The sequence below is a fragment of the Flagellimonas sp. genome (genome assembly GCF_965215805.1).
Lineage (GTDB): Bacteria > Bacteroidota > Bacteroidia > Flavobacteriales > Flavobacteriaceae > Flagellimonas.
On sequence record NZ_OZ244124.1, the window covers coordinates 1336153 to 1360169 of the forward strand.

20 protein-coding genes are annotated in these 24017 nt (G+C 42.7%); 7 read left to right on the plus strand and 13 right to left on the minus strand.

What is annotated here, in order from left to right; all coding sequences use genetic code 11:
- Positions 1 to 67 precede the first annotated feature (67 nt).
- Entirely contained in the window at positions 68 to 1450 is a 1383-nt protein-coding gene (locus ACOOE0_RS06040) for an MATE family efflux transporter (protein ID WP_420401570.1), read from the plus strand.
- On the opposite strand, the gene ACOOE0_RS06045 is transcribed toward ACOOE0_RS06040, so the two are convergent.
- From ACOOE0_RS06045 to ACOOE0_RS06055, 3 genes are all read right to left on the minus strand, one after another.
- Positions 1447 to 1881 (minus strand): nuclear transport factor 2 family protein, encoded by a 435-nt coding sequence (locus tag ACOOE0_RS06045; RefSeq protein ID WP_420401571.1) that lies wholly within the window; start codon positions 1879 to 1881, stop codon positions 1447 to 1449. The genes ACOOE0_RS06040 and ACOOE0_RS06045 overlap by 4 nt on opposite strands.
- A gap of 16 nt (positions 1882 to 1897) precedes the next feature.
- Positions 1898 to 3049, minus strand: a complete 1152-nt coding sequence (locus ACOOE0_RS06050) for a PQQ-dependent sugar dehydrogenase (RefSeq protein WP_420401572.1) — start codon at positions 3047 to 3049, stop codon at positions 1898 to 1900.
- Positions 3050 to 3130: 81 nt separating this feature from the next.
- A complete protein-coding gene (locus ACOOE0_RS06055) occupies positions 3131 to 4144 on the minus strand; it encodes a helix-turn-helix domain-containing protein (protein WP_420401573.1) in 1014 nt (337 codons plus the stop codon).
- An 82-nt stretch (positions 4145 to 4226) separates the two neighbouring features.
- On the opposite strand from ACOOE0_RS06055, the gene ACOOE0_RS06060 reads away from it, so the two are divergent.
- Complete coding sequence (locus tag ACOOE0_RS06060; RefSeq protein ID WP_420401574.1) at positions 4227 to 5327, plus strand: lactonase family protein; 1101 nt, start codon at positions 4227 to 4229, stop codon at positions 5325 to 5327.
- On the opposite strand, the gene ACOOE0_RS06065 is transcribed toward ACOOE0_RS06060, so the two are convergent.
- The 10 genes from ACOOE0_RS06065 to ACOOE0_RS06110 form a co-directional block, all read right to left on the minus strand.
- Positions 5324 to 6301, minus strand: coding sequence for a hypothetical protein (locus ACOOE0_RS06065; protein ID WP_420401575.1), 978 nt, complete (start codon positions 6299 to 6301; stop codon positions 5324 to 5326). The genes ACOOE0_RS06060 and ACOOE0_RS06065 overlap by 4 nt on opposite strands.
- On the minus strand, positions 6294 to 6710 hold the full coding sequence (locus ACOOE0_RS06070; RefSeq protein WP_420401576.1) for a hypothetical protein: 417 nt from the start codon (positions 6708 to 6710) through the stop codon (positions 6294 to 6296). The genes ACOOE0_RS06065 and ACOOE0_RS06070 overlap by 8 nt, the downstream gene beginning before the upstream one ends.
- A gap of 1 nt (position 6711) precedes the next feature.
- On the minus strand, positions 6712 to 7659 hold the full coding sequence (locus ACOOE0_RS06075) for an SMP-30/gluconolactonase/LRE family protein (RefSeq protein WP_420401577.1): 948 nt from the start codon (positions 7657 to 7659) through the stop codon (positions 6712 to 6714).
- A 93-nt stretch (positions 7660 to 7752) separates the two neighbouring features.
- Positions 7753 to 8868, minus strand: a complete 1116-nt coding sequence (locus ACOOE0_RS06080) for an alpha/beta hydrolase-fold protein (RefSeq protein ID WP_420401578.1) — start codon at positions 8866 to 8868, stop codon at positions 7753 to 7755.
- Positions 8869 to 8908: 40 nt separating this feature from the next.
- Positions 8909 to 9373: a nuclear transport factor 2 family protein gene (locus tag ACOOE0_RS06085; RefSeq protein ID WP_420401579.1), complete on the minus strand. Its 465-nt coding sequence runs from the start codon at positions 9371 to 9373 to the stop codon at positions 8909 to 8911.
- An 11-nt stretch (positions 9374 to 9384) separates the two neighbouring features.
- A complete protein-coding gene (locus ACOOE0_RS06090; RefSeq protein ID WP_420401580.1) occupies positions 9385 to 11610 on the minus strand; it encodes a DUF5916 domain-containing protein in 2226 nt (741 codons plus the stop codon).
- Between the two features lie 95 nt (positions 11611 to 11705).
- Positions 11706 to 12461, minus strand: coding sequence for a LytR/AlgR family response regulator transcription factor (locus ACOOE0_RS06095; protein WP_420401581.1), 756 nt, complete (start codon positions 12459 to 12461; stop codon positions 11706 to 11708).
- 73 nt (positions 12462 to 12534) lie between these two features.
- Complete coding sequence (locus ACOOE0_RS06100) at positions 12535 to 13629, minus strand: DNA helicase PriA (RefSeq protein ID WP_420401582.1); 1095 nt, start codon at positions 13627 to 13629, stop codon at positions 12535 to 12537.
- Between the two features lie 71 nt (positions 13630 to 13700).
- A complete protein-coding gene (locus ACOOE0_RS06105; protein ID WP_420401583.1) occupies positions 13701 to 14816 on the minus strand; it encodes an SPFH domain-containing protein in 1116 nt (371 codons plus the stop codon).
- Between the two features lie 127 nt (positions 14817 to 14943).
- On the minus strand, positions 14944 to 15792 hold the full coding sequence (locus ACOOE0_RS06110; RefSeq protein ID WP_420401584.1) for a DUF4328 domain-containing protein: 849 nt from the start codon (positions 15790 to 15792) through the stop codon (positions 14944 to 14946).
- 156 nt (positions 15793 to 15948) lie between these two features.
- On the opposite strand from ACOOE0_RS06110, the gene ACOOE0_RS06115 reads away from it, so the two are divergent.
- The 5 genes from ACOOE0_RS06115 (at position 15949) to ACOOE0_RS06135 (ending at position 24002) form a co-directional block, all read left to right on the plus strand.
- Positions 15949 to 19083 (plus strand): WD40/YVTN/BNR-like repeat-containing protein, encoded by a 3135-nt coding sequence (locus ACOOE0_RS06115; protein ID WP_420401585.1) that lies wholly within the window; start codon positions 15949 to 15951, stop codon positions 19081 to 19083.
- A 76-nt stretch (positions 19084 to 19159) separates the two neighbouring features.
- Entirely contained in the window at positions 19160 to 20935 is a 1776-nt protein-coding gene (locus ACOOE0_RS06120; protein ID WP_420401586.1) for a MutS-related protein, read from the plus strand.
- 59 nt (positions 20936 to 20994) lie between these two features.
- Positions 20995 to 21540 carry a CopD family protein gene (locus tag ACOOE0_RS06125; RefSeq protein ID WP_420401587.1) on the plus strand — a complete coding sequence of 182 codons (546 nt, stop codon included), beginning with the start codon at positions 20995 to 20997 and terminating at the stop codon, positions 21538 to 21540.
- A 143-nt stretch (positions 21541 to 21683) separates the two neighbouring features.
- Entirely contained in the window at positions 21684 to 23090 is a 1407-nt protein-coding gene (locus ACOOE0_RS06130) for an ATP-binding protein (protein ID WP_420402200.1), read from the plus strand.
- A gap of 129 nt (positions 23091 to 23219) precedes the next feature.
- Positions 23220 to 24002: an enoyl-CoA hydratase/isomerase family protein gene (locus ACOOE0_RS06135; protein WP_420401588.1), complete on the plus strand. Its 783-nt coding sequence runs from the start codon at positions 23220 to 23222 to the stop codon at positions 24000 to 24002.
- The last annotated feature ends 15 nt before the right edge of the window (positions 24003 to 24017 follow it).

The following is a 24017-nucleotide window of genomic DNA, read 5'->3' on the forward strand; positions in this document are numbered from 1 at the left end:
GGCAGGCAGTCGAGACCTCTTAAATAAACGGTCCCTATCTTGGCTGCGCTCAATAGGACATTAATTTATGGCCAAAGTCTCCTCTGATCAACTGGGAACAGAACCCATCGGCAAATTGCTGATCAAGCAAGCCGTTCCTGCTTCCATTGGTATCTTGGTAATGTCCCTAAATGTATTGGTGGATTCCATTTTTGTGGGGAATTGGATTGGTTCCATCGCTATTGCTGCCATTAATGTGGTGCTTCCGGTCTCTTTTTTTATTGCTGCCTTGGGAATGGCCATTGGGGTGGGGGGTTCCAGTATTATTTCCCGCGCACTGGGCTCTGGAGATAAACAAAAGGCACTCAAAACTTTTGGAAATCAGATAGCCCTTACCCTCCTGCTGACCATAGCCATGGTTGCTTTGGGCCTCTATTTTGTAGATGATCTTATTCCGGCCTTTGGGGGCAAGGGGAGCATTTTTCCACTGGCTAAGGTTTACTACACCATTGTACTTTACGGGGTTCCGTTTTTGGCCCTTTGTATGATGGGGAATACGGTAATCCGGGCTGAGGGGAAACCCAAGTTTGCCATGATTGCCATGATCATTCCTTCCGTGGGGAATTTGCTCATGGATTATATTTTTATCTATGTGTTCGATTGGGGAATGCATGGTGCAGCTTGGGCCACTACTGCAGGATATCTCTTTTGCTTTGGGTACATTCTCTACTTTTTTCTTTCCAAGAACTCCGAATTAAAGATTGGGATTTCCCATTTTTGGCTCAACCTCCCCATTTTATCCGAGATGGGTTCTTTGGGATTTGTCACTTTGGCCAGACAGGCCGTAACCAGCATCACCTACCTGTTGATGAACAATATTTTGTTCAACTTGGGGGGAGAAGCCATGGTGGCCGTATATGCCATCATTGGTCGCATGTTGATGTTTGCCTTTTTTCCCGTTTTTGGAGTTACCCAAGGATTTTTGCCCATTGCCGGATTCAATTACGGAGCGGTTAAGTACGATCGTGTCAAGGAATCCATCTATACGGCCATTAAATATGCTTCATTGGTCGCTACTGTAGTTTTCATCGGACTTATGATTTTCCCCGATTTCTTTACTGGCTTGTTTTTAAGCAATAAGGAGAATTTACCTCTGGAAGAAATTATGACCAATGCGTTTGTAATGGATCATGCCCCCAATGCCATGCGCATGGTTTTTGCAGCCACTCCCATTATTGCTTTGCAATTGATAGGGGCGGCCTATTTCCAAGCGGTGGGCAAGGCCATTCCAGCCTTGTTACTGACCTTGACCCGTCAAGGGTTCTTTTTTATTCCCTTGATTCTGCTATTGCCCCATTTTATGGGTGAACTTGGGGTTTGGCTCTCCTTTCCTATTGCCGATGTGTTGGCAACCATAGTAACAGGCTACTACTTGAGGAAGGAAATCAAGACAAAACTAACCGTGGCCTAGCTTTTTTGCTCTGGCAATAAGGTGGCCGCTTTGCTGATGATCTTCCATTCCCCAGCAAGCTTTTTCAGAAGGAAGATGTCAATAAACATCATACTTCTGGAAGGGATTTCAATGGAGGCTTTGGCCAAGGCAATATTATGGGATTGATCTATGGATAGAATTTTTCCCACTCGGCCATTAAATTTTCCCTGCTCCCGATTTTTAAATAGATCTGCATACTCTTGGGGAGATAAAACCCACAATTCTTGATCTTTTTTAGATAGAAACAAATCAGCTTCAGGATAAAAGGCTGAGGTAATCTGTTCCAGATTGCTATAGGAAGACCCGTCCAGGTAATTTTGAAGGGTGGCACGGATAGCGGTCTCTTCGTCTTGGGCGTTCACGGAAAGGAATGCGAACAGGGCAATGGTAAATAAAAGTATTTTGTGCATGCTAAATGATTATGATTTATTGTGGTATAATTTGAATGAGTTTTCCGTTGTCTTCGTCCGTCAAGAAATAGAGTTTACCATCAGGGCTTTGCCTTACTTTCCGAATTCGCACGCGGTCATCCACGAACAATTCTTCGGCACTTTTTATGATTTCATTTTCTACTCGGAATCGCCAAAGACTTCCTCTGGACAATCCTGGCACCAAAAGGTCATTCTTCCATTGTGGAAATTCGTCCCCAGTATAAAATGTGAGTCCAGTGGGAGCTACCGTGTGTGACCAAAACCAGATGGGAGGAGTAAAAGTGACCCCTTCCAATTTAGGAGGCGTATAATCTGAACTTCGAAGCCTACCTGAGGTTACATTGGGCCAACCATAATTGGCTCCCGCTTTTAAAAGGTTGATTTCATCCCCTTGAATGGTGCCATGCTCGCTGAACCAAATGTTCCCAGTGCCTGGTTGCACCGTGATGCCTTGGGCGGCCCTAATCCCAAGGGCATAAATTCCTGGAACAGCATCGCCCCCCAAATCTGGATTATCTTCCGGAATACTCCCATCAGGGTTTATCCTGTAAATTTTTCCTCGTTTGTCAGTTAGATCTTGCGCAATGGGAATTTCAGGTTCATCCCGTTCCCAAAAAAGCCGTTCCCCAAGGGTTACATAGAGTTTCCCCTCTGGACCAAACACCATACCTCCGCCGTAATGGAAATATTCCTTGGTATACGGTGCTGCCTCGATCAAAGTTTCATGTCCGTAAAGCGAATCATTTTTCATTTGGGCACGAATCACCTTGGTGGTAGTTCCCACACCTGGCTTTTTAGCTGCATAACTCAAATACACCCAAGGTGTTTTCTTGAAGTTGGGGTCAATTAAAACTTCAAAGATTCCAGAGTTGTCGCCAAAATGAACAGCGCGAATGCTATCCGTTAGGTCATCTGGAAAGCCTTTGATGATGCTCTTTGTTTTGGTTTCCAGATCAACTTTGAGCAGGTTGCCATCCTTTTCCGATATAAGTGCTTGGGTGGGCGTTAGAAAAGCTATGCTCCACGGATGGTTAAGCCCATCAAGTACAGTTTTCTTCTCAGGAACTGGTATGGAAGAAGACACCTGTTTTTCGTCACAGGCCAGCAACAATGTCAGCATCAGTAAAACTGGAATGAATTTCCTCATGGGAAAAAACTTTGATGCAAATGACATAAAATTCAGCCCAGAAGGCTTTAAAAATCATGATTTTTAAAACGAAAAACTTTCCTAGGAGTCCTGTGCCTGTTTCCTAAAAGCAGTCGGCGTCAGTTGGGTCTTGGCTTTGAAGGCAAGATTAAAGGAAGTGACATTTCCAAATCCACAGTCGTAGGCAATGGCCACAATTTTATCTTGTTGGTGTTTTGGGTCAGCAAGCATCTGCTTGGCTTTTTCAATCCGGAACTCGTTTACAAAATCAGAAAAATTCTTGTGTTCATTTTCATTGATGGCCTGTGATAATTTTCGTGGGGGTGTTTGCATCCGCTGCGCTATGGATTCCAGCGAAACATTCGCATCCAAAAAAAGTTCTTCCTTGGTCAGTAGTGCTTTCGCTTCCTTGACCAAACTTCCAGATTCGGATTTGTTCAAGGTCGAGGCATTGTATTTTCCTAATTGAAACGCGTGTTTTTGAAGGAAGAGGAAGGAGAAAATGTAAATCAGAAAGGAAAAGAAGACAGCACCTCCAATATAAAATGGGATGAGTCCTGCAAGATTTCCCATATAGAAAAGCCAAAGGAGACCGACCCCAACAATCAAATTTCTGTACCAAGAAGCGCGCTGTGGATGTACTTTTTTTCTACCCTTAAGATAGACCATTGCCGAAAGTCCAAGGTAGAACAAAAGATGTACAAAGACCAGGATGTAAATAACATAGGAAATGAGGCGGCCATCGTTTGGAATCAAGGAACAGAAAACTGCAAACAAGGCAAAGGGCAACAGGTGAAAATAATTTTTGCGATTGAACTTTCTGTGATTGGCCAGAAGCTCTTTACCATAAAACCAAAGAAAAGGCCCTGTCATTAGAATTCCGGAAATCCCCAGATTGCGTTGCCAGGGAAGCAAATCAAAATGCACGTTTAGAATGGACTTCCCGATCCGAATGGTAAGGCCCAAAATAACAAAAGCCAGAAATATGTTGGTTTTATCACTTGTTTTGCGAAGTGAGACGAGATAAACAAAGAGGAAAAGGGCTTGTGCAATTCCCAAACAGCTCAAAACCAACCAAATAACATCTTTATTCATGACTCAAAAATAGAAAGTCCCACCCAAAGAAAATCCGGAATCCGTTTTAAGTTGTTATTTTTAGCAAAACACTTTGATTTAGATGCGATTATATACTTCAATTTTGGCCATGCTCCTGTTGTTTGGGATAGGATGCTCTGAAAAGAAAAAAATGGAAAAGAAACATCATTTGTTTGTAGGCACCTATACTGATGGGGAAAGTGAGGGAATTTACAGATTGACTTTCAATGCTTCCACGGGAGAATTAGGCAACAAAACACTGGTAGCTGAATTGGCCAACCCTTCCTTTTTAAAGATTTCTGAAGACAAGACAAATCTATACGCGGTGCATGAAGTGGCCGATTTTGACAGTTTGGGAGGCGGGGTCTCTGCATTTCTTGTAAAGGATAGCATTTTGGAATTTCAGAATAGTATGGGCACTGGAGGGAAACATCCTTGCCATGTCTCCGTTTCGGATAATGGTTTTTTGGCTGCTTCCAACTACTCTGGCGGGAACTTTTCAGTCTTTAAGTTGAACGATGATGGATCGCTTCCGGAAAACTCACAGGTGATAGATCATAAAGTATTGGATACTACCAAAACTGCACATGCCCATATGGCTCAATTTGATGGGAACAGCTTGTTTGTGGCTGATTTGGGATTGGATGCGGTTAAAAGATATCAATTGGATGGAGACATGTTTGGTCCAGCAAAGCAATCATCCTTGAACATCCCCGAAGGTGCAGGGCCGAGGCATTTTACTTTTGGCAAAAATGGGATTTTGTATGTGATCAATGAACTCAACTCGACTGTAACGGTTTTTGAAAAGAAGGAAAATGGCGATTACGAGGAAATTCAGACCGTGGAAACCTTGGCTTCGGATTTTGAAGGGAAAAGCTATTGTGCCGACATTCATTTGTCCGCAGATGGCAAGTTTTTATATGGTTCCAATCGGGGTGAAAATACCATTGTGGTCTTTTCTGTGGAAGAAAACTCTGGACTTTTGAATGTGGTTGGCAGAACTTCCGTCCATGGAGATTGGCCACGGAATTTTAGCTTGGATCCCACAGGGAAATTCCTATTGGTCGCTAACCAAAGAAGCCATAACATTACCGTTTATTCCAGGGATGAGGAACAGGGAACCCTTCAATTCTTAAACGAATTTAAAATGCCGAGCCCTGTGTGCCTTGAGTTTTTAAACTAACCCTTGATGTGCTTGGCTTTCATTTCCTGAATAAAATCCGCGGACATATAATACAGATTGAGCTGCCCACTGTTGTAGGTGCTGTTAATGTTTTTAATGGGGTCTAAGGCTTTCGCAGGAATGGGATCAGCTGCCCTTCCGCTGGCAAAAATGAACAACTTTCCATCTTGGCTCACCCACGGGCACATTTCATGCTGGGTGGAATTGATGGGCTCTCCAAGATTTTCGGGCTCGGTCCATTCGCCATCCATATTAAAGGTGATATACAAATCCCCACGTCCAATTGTATCATCGTATCCCCTATAAATCAAATATTCCTCATTGGGGTCTATAAAGGGATCCCCTTTGTCCCTCCCCTTGTTGATGATTTCAGGTAGGGCTTCTACCGTGTAAGTGGAGTCCAATGGAATTGCTTTATAGATGTCCCCCTTGGACCAAATATTAAAATAAATGGCGCCTGAATGGGTCAAGGAGCTATAGTATTCACCGTTTTCTTCCCCAGTTAAAACCACTGCAATGGGATTCCCCCAGCCCTTGCCTTCCCTTTCCACATACCAAATTTTACTGTTTTCGTTGTCCCCTTCGGGTCTGCTGGAGCTGAAATACAATCTATTCCCATCAGGGGAAAACAAAGGATCGTAATCAGAGTATGTCCCAGAAAAAGGTGCAATACGAGGTTCACTCCAAGTACTGTCAGCATTCATTTGGGTAAAGGTGATATACGCATTATTTGGTAAATCCGTGGTATAGAAAAACTCCGTACCGTCTGGTGTGAAGGTCCCGTTATATTCTGTAGCTGGCGAAGCCAATAGTTCCGGAGCCAAAAGTTTTGGGGAAGCACTGGGCACAACACCAAAAAAAGGGCCTAGCTTTTTGGGCTTTTCCACTGTTTCAGGTTGAACATGTTGTTGGTGATTTTGACACCCTAGTACGGCAATCAACATAAAAAGGGGAAGGAAATTTAATTTACTCACAGCGATACGATTTACCATTGGACTCAAAAGTTTTATCATTGTTTGGGCGGAGAGATCCGTGCCATGAATCCCTGTACCATTTTTCAGGCTCATCATCACCTCTATAATCTGCGGTAAAAAAGGAAAAGTCCTCGTTAAAAGTGAGTATGATGTCTCCTTCGCCATCTGCATCAAGCCACCTACCTGTCATTACCTTACCTTCGAGCCTTCCCCAGATTCCGCCCAAGGCATTTTTGGGCATCAAATAATAGGCCCCGGCAATTTCATCCCCATCAAACAAAAGATCAAAGCGGCCGATTTCGGTGCAGTAGTTTTTAGAGATTACCGTGTTTTCCTTTTTGTCCTGCCCAAAAGAGACAGCAACGTGGAACAAGCAGATAAAACAGAAGAGCCGGACTTTTAATTTCATTTTAATTTTCTTTTGGAAGTGGATGGATGATCAAGGTGTAGTTTTCCAATTTGGATACATCTGAAATAATAACTTTTTCCTGATCCAAATGGTCCAATTGTGAGTCCGCAACAAAATACATACAGCCATTTTTAATGGCAAAGGTGGTTGGGATATCCGATTCGTTTCTGAGATTCCAAATTTTTTCCTCACCTGTGATTTCCGTTAGACTTTGATTAAGTTGAAATTGGTAGACGCCATTTTGCGTTGCATCTCTTTTCGTGTTCACAATGGCAACCAAACTGTTTTGGTGGAACTTAAGCCCGTCGATGCCCTTAAAGTTATTGGGCTGGTTCACCAAGGTTTTGGATGCAATGTCCAACACCCGAAGGCCACTGGTATAGGAGGCAAAATATAGATGCTTATCGTCATCGGAAATGGCAATACCGTTGCAGTGTTTAAGCTCATCATGGGCATAAAAAATTTCCAGCTTGCCCTTCTTTGAATTCACCGTGTAGATTTTATTGCTTTCCGAGTCTGTTATATAGAGGGTTCCCTTACTGCTGATAGCTAAATCATTGAGGTAAGCGAAACCAGCTTCTTTTAGTTTAAAGGAATTGATCAACTCCCCAGTTTTGATATTCAACAGCAGCAGAATGGATTCATTTTTTGGTTTGGGCAGGCTATTGCCCAACGCATAGAGCACATCGCCTTTGATGGCCATGCCAAAACCGGACAGGTATCCGTGCTGTCTACTTTCAATAAAGTCTTCGGCTTGGCTTCCATCCAGATTGCAACGTACAACCTTGTTATGTCTTAAACTGTTTATAAAAAGTTTTTGGTGTTGCAGGTCAACAGCAATACCCTCTGGGATAAGGTCCTTTTCAAAACCCAATTCCACCTCTGTGGAATTATTTTGGGCCATGACGACTCCGGACGCAAAAAAAAGACTCCAGAACAAGAATCTCATAAGGTCTTCTGATTGAATGAATTACTCAAGATTAAGCATTATTTTTTTAGAAGGTTTAAAATTTATGTTAAACCCTTTGGATCCATTCGCCAACTACTTTTCTTGTTCTTCTGCCAAACCTTTAAGCAGGACCTGGTATTTGTTTTTGGCATGTTTATCTGTTGCCTTCTTCAAGGCCATCCGATAATTTTGGATGGCTTTTTCAGTTTGATTTAAACCTAAGTACATTTCAGCTTTAACGGCCCAAAGCATGTGACTTTTTGGATATAAGGAAAGACCATGGTCGAGCAATTTTTGGGCTTCTTCCGATTGCTCCTGATGCATCAGAATCCCACTTATTTCGTTGATGGCGCCTATTGGAATTTGGGTTTTGAAACCATACTTGCTTTGCAAGTCTTGGTAGTAATCCAGAATTTTCTGGCTTCCCAAGGAAACCAAGGAATCAGGAATGTGATAATGCCTAAAAACAAACTTCAACCCATCATAAAGTCCTTTTGACATGGCTTCAACATGGTTTGCGCTGGGGTAAGTTTTAAACTTCCAATCCAACCCTTTCGGATTGATTTCCTCGATCAACTGTTGATGTGTTTTAAGTCCGTCGGCTCTTGGGGTTGAGCCCTCCGCGGAAGCAAAAAAGAAGGTGTTTTTGTACGCATTGGAGTCCAATTCTTGTTTAATAAATGCTGCCGTATTGGGACCGATGCCCGCTCCAGCCAAAATATAGGCATCAAATGCTTTGGGTTTTTTCACCATCACATAGTTGGCCAACCCTGCCCCCGAAGACCAGCCAAAAAGCAGTTTGAAACCGTTGGTTCTGTAATTGTTTTGGATGTATGGAAGCAGTTCTTCCTCCAAGAATTGGATAAATTTCAGGTAGGACCCTTCGGGTTGAAGAGTAACATATAGATCCCGATTTCTATCCGTGTTGGGAATACCAACCACAATGACTTCAGGGTGAAATCCAAAGTTGTTGCTCAAGAAATCCACGGAACCCTTTGCATACTCAAAAATGTATTCCGAATCCAATACAAAAAGAACGGGATAAGCGCTATTGGAGATGGCATACGAATTCGGGGTTGCAATCTGGAGGGTTCTATTTTCCTGCAGTATTTGGGAGTATAACTCCTCTGTTGATTTGGAATCAATCGCTTGCCCGAAGGATACAAAAACTGAAAAGATAGAGAACAGTATGAGCTTAATTCTCAGCATTTCTTTTGGAATCGAATTAAAACTACTGAAATATTAAAGATCAATCAAGTTGTTTGATTCCGGACACGTGCGATGCCACGGCCTTCCACATTCCATTGCGTTTGATCAGGATATTGCTGGACTGATAAATGGTCTCAATGGAATCATTGATGATATGACCGGTACCGCAAATCAGGGCGGTTCCGTTATCCAAAACATCCAAGCGCTTTATTTCATAATGAAAGGAGTCGTGCTGCATGGCATTTTCCTTGATCCATTCCAATTCTCCTTGTTTGTCAGACCAGGTACCACTGGCATCTATCATTTGAAAGTCATCTCCTAGAATTTTATCCAATAACACTGTGTCTTGCTCCCTGTAGGCTTTGGGCCATTGGACTTCCTTGAGATTTCTTAGGATTCCGTGGTCTGCTGGAGTAATGAGGCTTGTAGTTTGCGGCTCCATTGGAGTATCCTTGCAAGCGGATAGTGCGCAAAGCAAAATTAAAATACCAATCGTTTTTTTCATGATTTGAAGTTTTAGAAGAATGTGTAAACATATTTGAGGGTAACCAACTGGTTGTTGAATCGAGGTAGTTGTGGCATAAATTGCATACGGTCCGTGTTGTAATCCTGATTGTAAACCACATAAAGATTATGGCCATCCCGAAAGTTGTATCGTAATCGGGCACTGGTGAACACTTGATCTTGAATAGAGTTGTACTGTGCGGTGATACTTCCCGAAAGATGTAGGTTGTAGGCCCAATTAACCCGAAGTTGGGGCACATTGATCCACTCACTTACTTCCCTTTCCCTAAAGTTGAGGTAGTTTAAGCGCCAGGATCCTTCAAAGGTGAGATGCTCATTGACGCTCCATTCGGGAGATAGCCTGAACTCTAGATTCTCCCCATCAAAAAAGCTTCCGTATTCTGCAGAGATTGGAATTTTAAGTGCCCTTTGAAAACCACTGGTGTACGAAGCACCAAAAAAGGAGTAAAAATAATCACCTTGAGGGATCGTAATCTTGTTCGAAAATTGAAGCGGTTCTTGAAGGAATTCATATTGGACTTGCCCAAAGAGCATAACCGCATCATTGTTAAATAGGGTTCCAGACCACTGGCTTCTGTTGTACCATGTTAGGACTTCCGAAAAATCCGTGGTAAAATACAGGTCGGAATTTATCGGCATCCACCTTCTGTATTGGAACGAATTGTTTTCGCTGTCGGAATTGAATTTTCCATGATTGAGCCCAACATAAAAATTGTGGTGTTTTTCCCTAAGTAGGAACCCCATTCCTGGGTTGAATGCCTTCCCTGAAAATTCGTAGGCACCGCGATAAAACCATCCATCGCGTTTACGCCGGGCGAACTGAAATGCGAAACGGGAATTGTCAATCAAGTCATAATCCGCACTGGAAAAATTTTCACCTTCCACGGTTGTAGCCAGGGAAGTAATGATGAAGTTTTCATCACCAACATCAATAACTCCATCTACCCCCAAAGCTGTATTGACATAATCTTTCCTTGCCCGATTGGTAGCCATGAAGCCAATAAAAGATCTATCGTTAAAGACCTTCCTGCGCAATCGCAGTACAGAAAAATTTTCTGTGGGCAATGCTTCGGAGTTTATGCGGGTCCCTTCGGTTTGTAGCGATAGGAATCCTACATCCCAATTGCCCAATTCCCCTGTGAGTTTGGCCCCGCCAATAATGGGGGTTAATTGTCCATTGTTGATACCAATAGTCCTACTGTAGAAGAGTTGGGAAAGGATGCCCATGTCAAAATCGAACAACCCCGATTGTTGTAAAAAGAACTTCCGCCGCTCAGGAAAAAATATGGAAACCCGACCTAAATTAACAATCTGATCATCTATTTCCACCTGGGAAAAATCCGTGTTCAAGGTGAGGTCCAACGTAAGGCTTGGCGTGATGCCATAGCGAACGTCTAAACCAACATCCAATTCATTGAATGCATTTTTTTCATAGGTTGATTGGCTGGAATTATGGCGATAATTGTTTTGGGTGGATGCCAGTAGGTAGGGGGTGACCTGCAGGTCCTTTTTAGGTTCCAAACCTACAAATCGAACGGGTTTTTTTAAGGAGGGTTTACCGTTGGCCCCCGTAATGTTTTGAGGGACTTCGGGATACACCAAAAGCTTGTTGTCATAATTGATGGTGCGCTGCGCGGAGATTCCGCCCAAAACTTCTCCATCCCGGATTTCAAATCTCAAATTGGACAAAGGGATTCGATATTCAGCTTGCCATCCTTTGTCCGTAATTTGGGTCTTACCCTCCCAAAGCATATCATAGGCTGGAGTGGAAGGGGCATTGCCCAAGGGTACATTGTCATTGTAAATCGCATCATCGTATCTACTGCCCGTGGGGTAAATACTAAAGATAAAGGCATTCTTTCGTGTTCGGTTGGGATCTATTTGAAATGCAAAATAATCGTCGCCATACCAGCCGTCCCTTACCAGATTTCTTCCGATAATCTTCTCTGGATTCGGGTCTTTGGCATCCATGGCCACATACAGATAGTCCTTATCAAAGGTTACAAAAAGTGTGGTAAGACTGTCCGAAGCTCCCCAATCGGGGCGCCATTCCATAAACGGGAATTGCTGGGCTTCTTCCCATAGGGCTTCATTTAGAAAACCGTCCAAATGGAGATCAAGGGTCGTTCCATGGATGTTTGTGGTACTGTTTAAATAATCCTGGGACAGTATAACCATTGGCATAATGGAAAAGGCTAGGAAAATTAATCGTCGCATGTAGAATTACCGTTTTGGTCAAATCTACTTGTGGAAAATCTTCGAGTATGAAATAGCTATGTAAGCTGCGGAAAAAAAAGGGCGAGTTGCGGAATCTAAATTTGGGCCAATTCCTGAAGATAGGTTCGGCTAAACTTCAGGTCGTCCCCAGTTTTTAATTTAAGCTTCCCATCTCCACTATGGTTCTTTTGGATATGATCAATAAACTCTGAGTTGACCAAATACGAGCGATGCACCCGCTTAAAAGTATTGGGACACAGTAGCTCGGAAAGCGACTTTAAACTTTGGTATTTTACAAATTTTCCTTTTTCAGTGTGAAGAACCACACAGTTGTTGCTGGTTTCCACATAAATGATCTCATTAGGTTGCAGCTGGAATTGATACCCCTGTTTGGAAACGGGAATTCTGGTTTCTTTAGGTTCGGGTGTTGGTGTCCGTTCTTTTGATTTTTCAGATGGGATAAAATAAAATAACAGTGCAAAGTAACAAAGCAGGTTTACCGCTATGTTATTGGTAAGGCTTGCATTAAGCATATTGAAACTGGGCGAAGTGCAGTTGTAGATGGTGGTCATCAAGAAAACCACCAAGACCTGTCCAATGATAATATTTATGGCGGAAGCGGACAAGCCCAGCCCCCCTTGAATCAATATGTTTTTTCCAGATGCGGTTACACCCCACTTTCCGCTCCAAGTTTTGATTTGTCTAGCAGAGAAATTCCAGAAAAAGAAACTGGTAATGGCCAAAATGGAGAGTTCGGAAAAGCAGCTGGCTCCCAAACTTTCCTGAAACAATCGGCCCAGGCCCATATTGAGCAGTACAAAAATGCTAATAAGAGAAATCCGTTTGGACATGGAGTAAATGTAGTGGAAAAACAAATGGCACGGATGGACTTTAACGGTCTTTAAACAGCTGATGCTATTATTTTCAACCTCCTTTACCAAGGAAAACCAATATGCCTATTAGGGCAAGACCTAAAACTATGGCAAAAAATATCTTCCAAAAGCTATAGGGCCTAGACCCGGAGATTTGCCCATTTTCTCCATTGATGAAAAAATGGTATTCCTTGCCTTGGTATCGATACGCGCTAATATATACAGGAAGCAAAATATGTTTAAACGTCTCTTCCGTTAGTTGCATGTCCATTTGAGTCACCCGTTGGGTGTCTCCACCAATATCTTGTCTGCACCAACGGCGGGCAATATCTTTAGCAATTTCCTTGGAATGAAGATGGCCTTGTTTTAAGGGGATGGTATATTTTTCCGTTACAAAACCAGATAGAAAACTGCTGTTGAAAGGTTGAAGTTTCTTCAGGTTCCAACGGGCAATTTTACTGGGGATTCTCCCCGATTTTTGTTTTGAGGCCTCTATCAAAGTATCATCCACAAAACCCGAAACCCTGCCGGATGCTGGATACCAACGCGTTTTCCGAACCCGTTGTGTAACCATTTTCCCTTGGGCGTTTCGCACTCTCCGCGTTTCGTAGTAGTATTCCCCCCGCTGTCCTGAATAAGATGCGGACAGTTGTGCATCAAAGGTCCAGTAAGGTAAATAAAGCCCTTTGGTAAACTGAGGGTCCAATGCGGCCTTTTTTAGTTTGTTGGGAGCCCACCACAAGCGATCCACCCATTTTTTAAAAATAAGAAATGACCTTTCTTTTTCTATTTGAAAGGGCAGTACGGCACCGGGCAAAATCCACTCCTCTTTATAGGCGTCTTCCAGGATCAAGGGCATGCTACAATACACACAGTGGAGCGACTTATAGTTTTCCTCCACATGTTGATTGGCACCACAGTTTTTACAGTGGAGCATGGAAATCTCCTCACTGTGCTTTTGGGAACCCATCTCCTGCAGATAGGGATAAAGTTCAAGCTCCTCAAACCCATTTTCATCCACTTGAATGGACTCTTGATGCCCACAATATTCGCAACTGATATTGGTGGTTCCAGGTTTGTATTTGAGTTCTGCCCCGCAGTTGACGCAGGGCTTTTTAAGCTCTGTTTTTTGAATTGATTTCTCCATGCGGTCATTCCCGCTAGGGCGGGAATCTTTGTGTTATGGATTCCTGCTTCCGCAGGAATGACAAAATAGTATTATGGGTTCGGCAAAGGAGGTGGGGTATTGCCGCCCAAAAACGACTTTAACTCTTCCACATCCTTCAATGCAGTCCAGGTGGCCATTCCCTGCTTCCATACCAAGCTATCACGATTGATGGTCCTCCCTGCAAAGAGCGCCTGCAATTGTTCAAAGGAAACAGGCCCTTGTTGCACCCCGTTTACTGCGTAAAAGTATTGCACGGCAATTGGCATTGGAGGTGGAACTGGAGCTCCTGCTTGCTGCATTTGTGGACTCATCATACCACCCATTTGCTGCGCCAATACAAATCCCATTCCCATTCCCATTCCTGCACCCGCGGTTCCGCCTTCATTTTTGGCGGCAGCTTCAATGGCTTTGGCCGTTTTGAACTTGGTCAACTTGTCCAGATCCAATTTGTCGATTCGGCTATACTCGAAGATTTCTTTTTTAAGATCTTCCGGCATGGAGACATTTTCGATATAGAATTTCTCCAAAGAGATGCCCACGGTCTCAAATTCCGGAGCCATAACCTCCCGACAAGTGTCTGAAAGCTCCGAGGTGTTAGCCGCATACAATTCAATGGGAAGATTGGCTTCTCCGACCGTGTCGGTAAATCGCGTAGCGATCAAACTTTTAAGATGCTCATTGATTTCAAAACTGGTGAAGTTATTATCCGTTCCAACGATATCAACGATGAACTTTCCGGCATCCGAAATTTTAAAGGCATAGGTTCCGAATGCTCTAATTTCCACCAAGCCAAAGCGATCATCACTTAAAGTAATCGGACTTTTGGTGCCCCATTTCTCATCAGTGAACAGATGGGTGTTTACAAAATAAACCTCGGCTTTGAAAGGTGAATTAAAACCATATTTCCATCCCTTTAGGGTGGCTAAGATGGGTAGGTTCTTGGTGGTGAGGTCGTAAGTGCCAGGTTCAAATACATCTGCCAATTGACCTTCATTCACAAAAACAGCGGTCTGCCCTTCCCTCACAATAAGCTTGGCCCCGTTCTTAATTTCATTTTGGTAGCGTTCAAACCGATGCGCAATGGTGTCATCCGTATAATCCAGCCACTCAATAATATCGATAAACTCGTGCGTGAGTTTCTCTTTGATCTTGCTAAAAATATCCATGGTAAAGTGTTTTTAAAATTGCCTACTAAAGCTATGAAAACGAAATCCTTTTCACAATTGATTAGTATGCAAATAGGGCAAATTGTTTCAATTGCAGCTAACAAATTTGTTCTCAAATGCCTATAAGCTATTCTACTTCAGTATTTGATTTATTGGAATCTTGCGCCTCAAGATGTACCAGACGTTCTTCTTTTTTTGAAACGGTCCTGATTACAAAAATTGCCAAAAGGGATAGAGGGATGTCAAAAATGATTCCAAGCATATCAGCATTTGTACTTGAAATGTACTCTTCCAAGGTTTCTGCCTTAAGACCAGCCTTGGCTATATATTTTCCAATTATACCTCCAAGAATCCAAAGTGCCCACCAAGCTCCAATAAGTGGCTTGTTTGATTTGACTTCTTCTTCTGTTCTTTGTTTGATTAGATAGGACATTTTTTCATCCAGTTCTTCCATAATTTTATAAGGACGGAACAAATTTAGAATGGGAACAAACCATGCACCCGCCGCCCAACCTTCATCATATGTTGGGTTCGCAGATCTACTGTGCAAATTAAAATAAGCTCTGCGGAACCAGCGTATGAAAGTGATGACCGAAATTACATACAGAATAATTGTCAGTATCCCTACGATACCCTCTCGAAGATCATTCATTTCCAATTGATGGTCTGAAACTGGAAAGCCTTCTTGAATTTTTAATAGTAAATCATGTTGCAGATAAGATGAAATAAGGGAAAATATGCTGAGAGCCAATATCGCCCAGATTAGATACTCAGCCCACTTGGCTCTTTGTCGATTGGGTTTGATCAGATTGGTTATTTTGGGTACGATACTACTCTCTGGGTCATGTACATAGAAGGAGCACTCGTCTTCAAAATCAGCTTCTTTTTTGGTTATTTTACATAGGATTCCACGGTCAAAATCTAGATAACGGTGCTTGCATTTTTTGCAGAACACCAATTGTTCTTCACGGGTCATTAAGGAAGGTTGTTCAAGTTTAAGATTGATTCTACTCCGAATGTAATTCTTTTTTTACAAGCTGAACTTGAAAATTGGGAATGTGTTGGAATATTTAATCGATAAGGTCTACTATTTTCCCTACATTTAGTACCGACTAATTCAACATCCTAGAAAATGAAACATTTGCTTTCGCAAACCGGCTTGTTCTTGCTGGTTTTTTGCCTTTTTGCAACCTCGACGCAATCCCAAAGAAGAAAATCAACCCAAACAAGCCCAGAATATCCCAAGGAATTGTATTCCAGTTTGGAGTACCGCTTGGTAGGCCCGTTTAGAGGGGGCCGTTCCGCTGCGGTAACTGGTGTGCCTGGAGAACCCAATCTATTTTATTTTGGGGCTACTGGAGGTGGCGTTTGGAAAACTACGGATGGTGGCCGTTCGTGGGAGAACATTTCGGATGGTTATTTTGGTGGAAGTATAGGAGCCGTGGAAGTGGCCCAAAGCGACCCTAATGTAATCTATGTTGGAGGTGGTGAAAAGACCCTGCGTGGAAATGTTTCCAGTGGATATGGTATTTGGAAAACGGAAGATGCTGGTAAGACTTGGCAAAAAGCAGGTCTGGAAAAAAGTAGGCATGTGCCACGAATCCGAATTCATCCCACAGATTATAATACGGTATACGCTGCAGTTTTGGGGAACATTTACAAACCCACAAAAGAAAGGGGAGTGTACAAAAGTACGGATGGTGGCAAAAGCTGGAAACAAGTTTTGTTTGTCAATGATCAATCTGGAGCGGTAGATCTTACTTTTGACCCCAATAATCCCCGAATCCTATATGCTTCTACATGGAGGGCCAAACGCACCCCATATAGTTTAAGCAGCGGAGGTGACGGTTCGGCGTTATGGAAAAGTACGGATAGTGGCGAAACCTGGACGGAGATTTCCAAAAATGAAGGTTTTCCAAAAGACACCTTGGGTATCATCGGGGTAACAGTATCCCCAAAAAACAGCGAAAGAGTCTGGGCGATTGTTGAGAACAAGGAAAAAGGCGGACTATATCGTTCTGATGATGGTGGGGAAAAATGGACACAGGTGAACAGCGAAAGAAAATTGCGTCAGCGGGCTTGGTATTACACGCGAGTTTATGCGGATACTCAGGATGAAGATGTGGTTTATGTCCTCAATGTTCGGTATCATAAATCCACCGATGGCGGAAAGACCTTTAATACCTTCAATGCGCCTCATGGGGATCACCATGACCTCTGGATTTCCCCTGAAAATGCCAAGCGTATGATTATTGGAGATGATGGAGGGGCACAGGTAAGCTACGATGGTGGGGAAACCTGGAGTACCTATTACAACCAGCCAACTGCGCAATTTTATCGCGTTACTACGGATAATTCATTCCCATATCGCATTTATGTGGCCCAACAGGATAATTCCACTATCCGAATCAATCACCGAAGTGATGAAGGTTCCATTGGCGAGGACGATTGGGAACCAACTGCTGGGGGCGAATCGGCACATATTGCAGTCGATCCCACAAACAATGATATTGTTTATGGAGGTAGTTATGGAGGGTTTTTAACTCGGGTGAATCACGATAAAGGAACAGTGCGCGGTATCAATGTTTGGCCGGACAACCCCATGGGCTATGGTGCCGAGGGAATGAAATATCGTTTTCAATGGAACTTCCCCATTATTTTTAGCAAACACGATCCCAAGAAGCTGTATACCTTTTCCAATCATGTGCACCTGAGTACCAATGAAGGGCAAAGCTGGGAGTTGTTGAGTGATGACTTAACCCGAAACGATCCTGCTAAACTGGTTAGCAGCGGCGGGCCTATCACCCAAGATAACACGGGGGTTGAATATTATTGTACCATTTTCGCAGCCAATGAAAGTCCTTTAAAAGAAGGTTTGCTTTGGGTGGGTAGTGATGATGGCTTGATCCACGTAACCAAGGATGGGGGATCCACATGGGAGAATGTGACCCCAACCAATATGCCAGAGTGGAGCATGATCAACAGCATAGAACCTTCCAATTTTGATGAAGGCACTTGCTATGTGGCAGCCACTAGATACAAGTTGGGAGATTTTAGGCCGTACCTCTACAAAACCACGGATTATGGAAAAACCTGGACTAAAATAACGAACGGTATAAATGATGAGCACTTTACGCGCGCACTCCGTGAAGACCCTAAAAGAAAGGGATTGCTATATGCAGGGACAGAAACCGGAATGTATATTTCCTTCAATGACGGACAAAATTGGGAGAACTTTCAATTGAATCTCCCTATAGTTCCTATTACCGATTTGACCATAAAGGACAACAACCTGGTGGTGGCAACTCAGGGTAGGAGCGTATGGATAATAGATGATCTGACGGTCTTGCACCAATTGGATGCATCAAAGAAAAGTTCTACTGCCGTTTTGTATCAACCCAAGGACAGCTATCGCACCAAAGGAACAGCAGCAAAAAAGCCATCAAAGACGGAGGGGCAAAACCATCCCAATGGTGTTGTTTCACATTTCTACCTGAAAAACGTATCGGATAAAGATAGTATCAGTTTGACTTATACATCCATGGCGGGAGACACCTTGGCCAGCTATAGCACTTTTGCCAAAGAGGAGAAGAAAAAACTCAAAGCGAAGCAAGGGGGTAATACCCATGTTTGGAATACACGTGGAAAAGGAGCTGAAAAATTGAAAGGGATGATTCTGTGGTGGGCCAATTTGGATGGTGCCAAAGCAGTTCCAGGTTCGTACAAGGTTCACTTAAATGTAAACGGGTCAAACCAAACACAGGAATTCAAAATTTTGCCTGATCCAAGGGCTGAGGTCTCCGTAGCTGATATGCAAAGACAATATGAGTTTATCACCGATATCAATACTACGGTGGATAGGGCGCATCAATCCATCAAAAAAATCAGGAAAATAACGGAGCGGTTGGATGCTTTTAGTAAGCAATATAAAGAGGATGAACGTACCAAGGACTTGGTAGAGAAAGCCAAAAAAATGAAAGAGGATTTTGGCACTATTGAAAAGGCCTTGTACCAAACCAAAAACCGTAGCAACCAAGATCCTTTGAATTTCCCAATTCGGTTGACCAATAAACTGGGCCATTTGAACAGTTTGGTGTCCATTGATGATTTCCCACCTACCGCTCAGGATATAGCTGTAAAAAATGAACTGACCGCCAAAATCAACACTCAATTGGATGCTTTTGATGCCTTGGTGGACAAGGAGATGCAACAGTTCAATCGAGAATTCAACAGTTTGAACTTGAATTATCTATTTGTGGAGGAATAAATAAAGAACATAAGGGAATTCGTCTAAATTTGCGGCTCTTGGTTACCAAGAGCCGCAGAAGTTTTATAGACGATTTATGAGTAATGATCCCAATACATTTTATACAAGCCAGTCTTTAAAGTTTGAAAATGAGCTGACCATCCTTGGGAAAAAGCTGGATTTTTCAAGCGCCATTAGACTTTTGGTGGCGATTGCAACTTTATTGGGGGTTTATTTGGCTTGGGGAACCATGGAATTAGTCATTTCCCTCTTCCTTTTAGGAGCGGCAACCTTTACCTATTTGGTTGTTCGCCATGATCGGATTAAATATCGGCAGAATCTGACTCGGGAGTTGTTGACTAGAAATCAAAAAGAGATTCGTGTACTCGAAAGGGAGTTTTCCGATTTGCCAGATGGAAAGGAGTTTCAAGATTCCAATCATTGGTACAGCAAGGATATCGATTTGTTTGGCAGCGGATCCTTTTACCAATACCTAAATAGAACTGCTTTGGAAAGTGGTTCCAAGGAGCTGGCACGGTTACTCTTGTCCAACAACATCGAAGACATTGATTTAAAACAAGCTGCCATTGCCGAGCTGGCCGCCAAGCCCGAATGGAGGCAGGAATATGGTGCTACGGCCACCTTGGTCAGAACACAAATTCCAGCATACAAGATTGTTGAGTGGCTTTCCAATTACGACCCTTTTGTTCCAACTAGCATGATAAAAGGGGCTTATGTTTTTTCAGCAATTTCCCTAGTGATTGTTACCGCATGCAGTATGGGATGGATTTCCTGGATTTGGACATTGGTGGTGTTTGTTGTGGGTATGGCAATAAGCGGGAAGTTTGTGAAGAAGGTAAGCACACTTTCAGTGCATGTATCCGAAATACAAAACACATTCACCCAATACGCCCGTTTACTGGCCCTCTTGGAAGATCAAAAATTTGAAAGTCAGCTTCTAGTTCAAAGGCATAAAGAAATTAAAAATGAAGTGAACTCAAGCGCTGGGGTGTTGAAACGCTTCTCCAATCTTTTGGATCGATTGGATCAGCGAAATAACATTTTGGTTGGCTTCATCCTCAATGGGTTTTTTCTTCGGGATTTGATGATCTGCGGCTACATCGAAGCTTGGATAGATCAAAACAAGCATGTAGTTCCAAAATGGTTTGACGTCATTGCCTTTTTTGATGCGTACAACAGTTTGGGCAATTATGCCTTCAATCATCCAGACCATGTTTATCCCACTTTAATGGATGAAGGAAAAACCTTGGAATGCAAAGCAATTGTGCATCCCCTATTGGCTCCAGAAAAAGCAGTGCCCAATGATATTACCATCAACCTTGAAGATTTTTATATCGTTACCGGCGCCAACATGGCGGGAAAAAGCACCTTTCTAAGAACAATTGCCCTCCACTTGGTCATGGCAAATGTTGGACTTCCGCTTTGTGCGGAATCTTCAAGCTATAGACCAATTAAGTTGATTACCAGTATGCGAACCACCGATAGTCTGAAGGATGATGAAAGCTATTTTTTCAGCGAATTAAAAAGACTGAAATTTATTATTGAAGAGATGGATTCCGATAGGTACTTTATTGTTCTGGACGAGATTCTAAAGGGAACCAATAGCAAGGACAAGGCCATTGGATCTCAAAAATTCATTGATAAACTGGTCGGCATGAAAGGTACTGGAATTGTGGCCACCCATGACCTTAGCCTGTGTGAGGTTGCACAAACGCATGAAAACGTATCCAATTATTTTTTTGATGCCCAAATAGTGGATGGCGAACTCATCTTCGATTACCAATTAAAAAAAGGTGTTTGCCAAAACATGAATGCGAGTTTTTTACTAAAAAAAATGGGCATAGTTGAATGATTTAAGGGTGGTTAAACCTTAAATTTAGCCTTGGAATTTTGAACCTAATCCATAACCCAATGTTATATCCCTATATAAAATCGCTGCATCTGATTTTTGTGGTTACTTGGTTTGCCGGCTTGTTCTATATTCCTCGTTTGTTCATTTATCATATTGAGGCCTGGCAAAAACCTTCGCCCGAAAGGGAAATTTTATCCGACCAACTCAAATTGATGACCAAACGCTTGTGGTATATCATTACCTGGCCATCTGCTATTTTGTGTACGCTTTTTGCCATTTGGCTATTGGTATTGATGCCTGAATGGCTAAATCAATCCTGGATGCATATCAAGTTGGGATTCGTGGGACTACTAATTTTCTACCACTTAAAATGCCATCAAATTTTTAAGCAGTTGCAACGGGATGAGGTGAAATACACTTCTCAATTTATGCGAATTTGGAACGAAATTGCAACATTGGTTTTGTTCGCCGTGGTGTTCCTTGTAATCTTAAAGAATTCCTTGGATTGGATCTATGGCACCCTTGGAATTATAGTACTTGCCATTTTACTTATGCTCGGGATTCGATTGTACAAAAGAATCCGGGATAAAAATCCGAATGCGTAAACAAAATCCAATTATTAAACTCCAAATCCCAACTTTTGGATTTTGGTACTTGGAATTTTTTGGTTCGATTATTGCTAACTTTATTCCAAACTGCAAAAGGATTGTTTAAAAAACTATCGCTTCGTTCCCGTATCTTTTTCACCATGATCATGCTGGTGGTTATCGCTTCCGTGTTAATTGCCGGAGTCACTATTTATCAGTATAGGGAACAGAGCAAGGATTACCATGAAAACAGGCTGGAGCGAAAGGAAGAACAAATTCTACAAAGTATCTCCTATGTTCTCAAGGAAACCACTTATCCCGTTACCACGGAAAATTTAAGCAACATCTTTAAGGATGAAATTTATAAGATTGCAGATGTCCAGAATGTCACCTTTAATATTTATGACCTGGAAGGTGGATTGATCAAAAGTTCCCGACCCGCTTTTGAAGCCGATTCCATTTCCAATTGCTTGGATGCCGAAGTATTGAACAAGCTAAAAGTCCAGGCAGAAAAGCGTTATGTGGAGAAGAAAAAGGCCGCGGGCGACAACTATCAAGCCTCCTATACCTTTATCAATGATTCACAGTTTAAACCAATCGGTATAGTTAACTTGCCTTATTTTGAGGACAATTCCTTTAGCAATATGGAGCTGCGGGAATTCATGTTCAGATTGGGAGGGGTTTATTTGCTCATGCTACTTTCTGCCATTATTTTGGCCTATTTCATTTCCAAATACATTACGCGCTCCCTGCAGACCATTTCGGATAAAATGGCCCAAACGGATTTGACCCAGCGCAACGAAAAAATCTACATAGAAAGACCTACGGAAGAGATTGGTAAATTGGTGGATTCCTATAATGGTATGATTGATGAATTGGAGGAAAGCGCGGCCAAATTGGCCCGTAGCGAACGCGAGCAGGCATGGCGAGAAATGGCCAAGCAGGTGGCCCATGAAATCAAAAATCCATTAACTCCCTTGCGACTTACCATTCAAAGTTTTCAACGCAAGTTTGACCCCAATGATGCCAAAGCCGAACAAAAGATCCAAGAGTTTTCCAAAACCGTGATCCAACAGATAGATACGTTGAGCAATATTGCCTCGGCCTTTTCAAATTTTGCCAACATGCCTGCCCAGCAAAATGAGACTTTGAATGTTGTCAAAATTGTTAAGTTGGCCTTGGAAATATTTCAAGAGGATTATATCCATTTTATTTCTGATGAAAAAGAGATCATAGCCAAATTGGACCGAACCCAGTTGATACGGGTGGTCACCAATCTGGTGAAGAATGCAATCCAAGCGGTTCCTGAGGTGGAATCTCCCAGAATTCTGGTGACCGTGGCCTCTGAAGGGGCAGAAGTAAAGATATCCGTTGCGGATAATGGCGTGGGAATCACCGATGATTTCAAGGACAAAATATTTGAGCCAAAGTTTACCACGAAGTCCAGCGGCATGGGCCTTGGCTTGGGAATGGTGAAGAACATTGTGGAGAATTATCAAGGAACCATTGATTTTACATCCCAGGAAGGAAAAGGAACAGTATTCACCGTAAAATTTCCCAAGGAATAACCTACCCTTATCCAACGCTATTGGATGATTGATGGTGGATGCGTAATTTTACCAAACACCAAACACCAAACACCAAACACCAAACACCAAACACCAAACACCAAACACCAAACACCAAACACCAAGCCCTTGAACTACGAGAACATTTACATCGAAGAGGAAAACAACATTGCCACCATCACCATTAATAGGCCCAAGAAGCTGAATGCGCTCAATAAAAGAACCATTTCTGAATTGCATACGGCCTTTAAGGAACTGGACGAGGATGATGAAATTCGCGTGATTATTGTCACTGGAAGCGGGGAAAAGGCATTTGTAGCAGGAGCCGATATTTCTGAATTTGCTGATTTTTCGGTTAAGGAAGGAAGAAAACTGGCAGCCGAAGGACAAGAGATCCTGTTTGATTTTGTAGAAAACCTGTCCACCCCTGTAATAGCCGCAGTGAATGGTTTTGCCTTGGGTGGGGGACTGGAGTTGGCCATGTCCAGCCATTTTAGAATCGCTAGTGATAACGCCAAAATGGGCCTCCCTGAAGTATCATTGGGTGTTATTCCTGGATATGGAGGAACCCAACGCTTACCGCAGTTGGTTGGAAAGGGAAGAGCCATGGAAATAATCATGACGGCGGGGATGATTACCGCCGATCAAGCATTGCAGTATGGTTTGGTCAATCATGTGGTGCCCCAAGAGGAATTGTTGCCCCTAAGTCTTAAAATAGCGAGCAGGATATCGAATAACTCCCCTGTGGCCATAAAATATGCAATAAAAGCGGTAAATGCTGGTTTTAAGTATGATGTGAATGGTTATGCAACGGAGATAGATGCCTTTGGCACCTGCTTTGGCACCAACGATTTCAGGGAAGGTACTTCAGCCTTTTTGGAAAAACGAAAAGCCGATTTCCCCGGTTCATAGCCATGGTAACCAAAC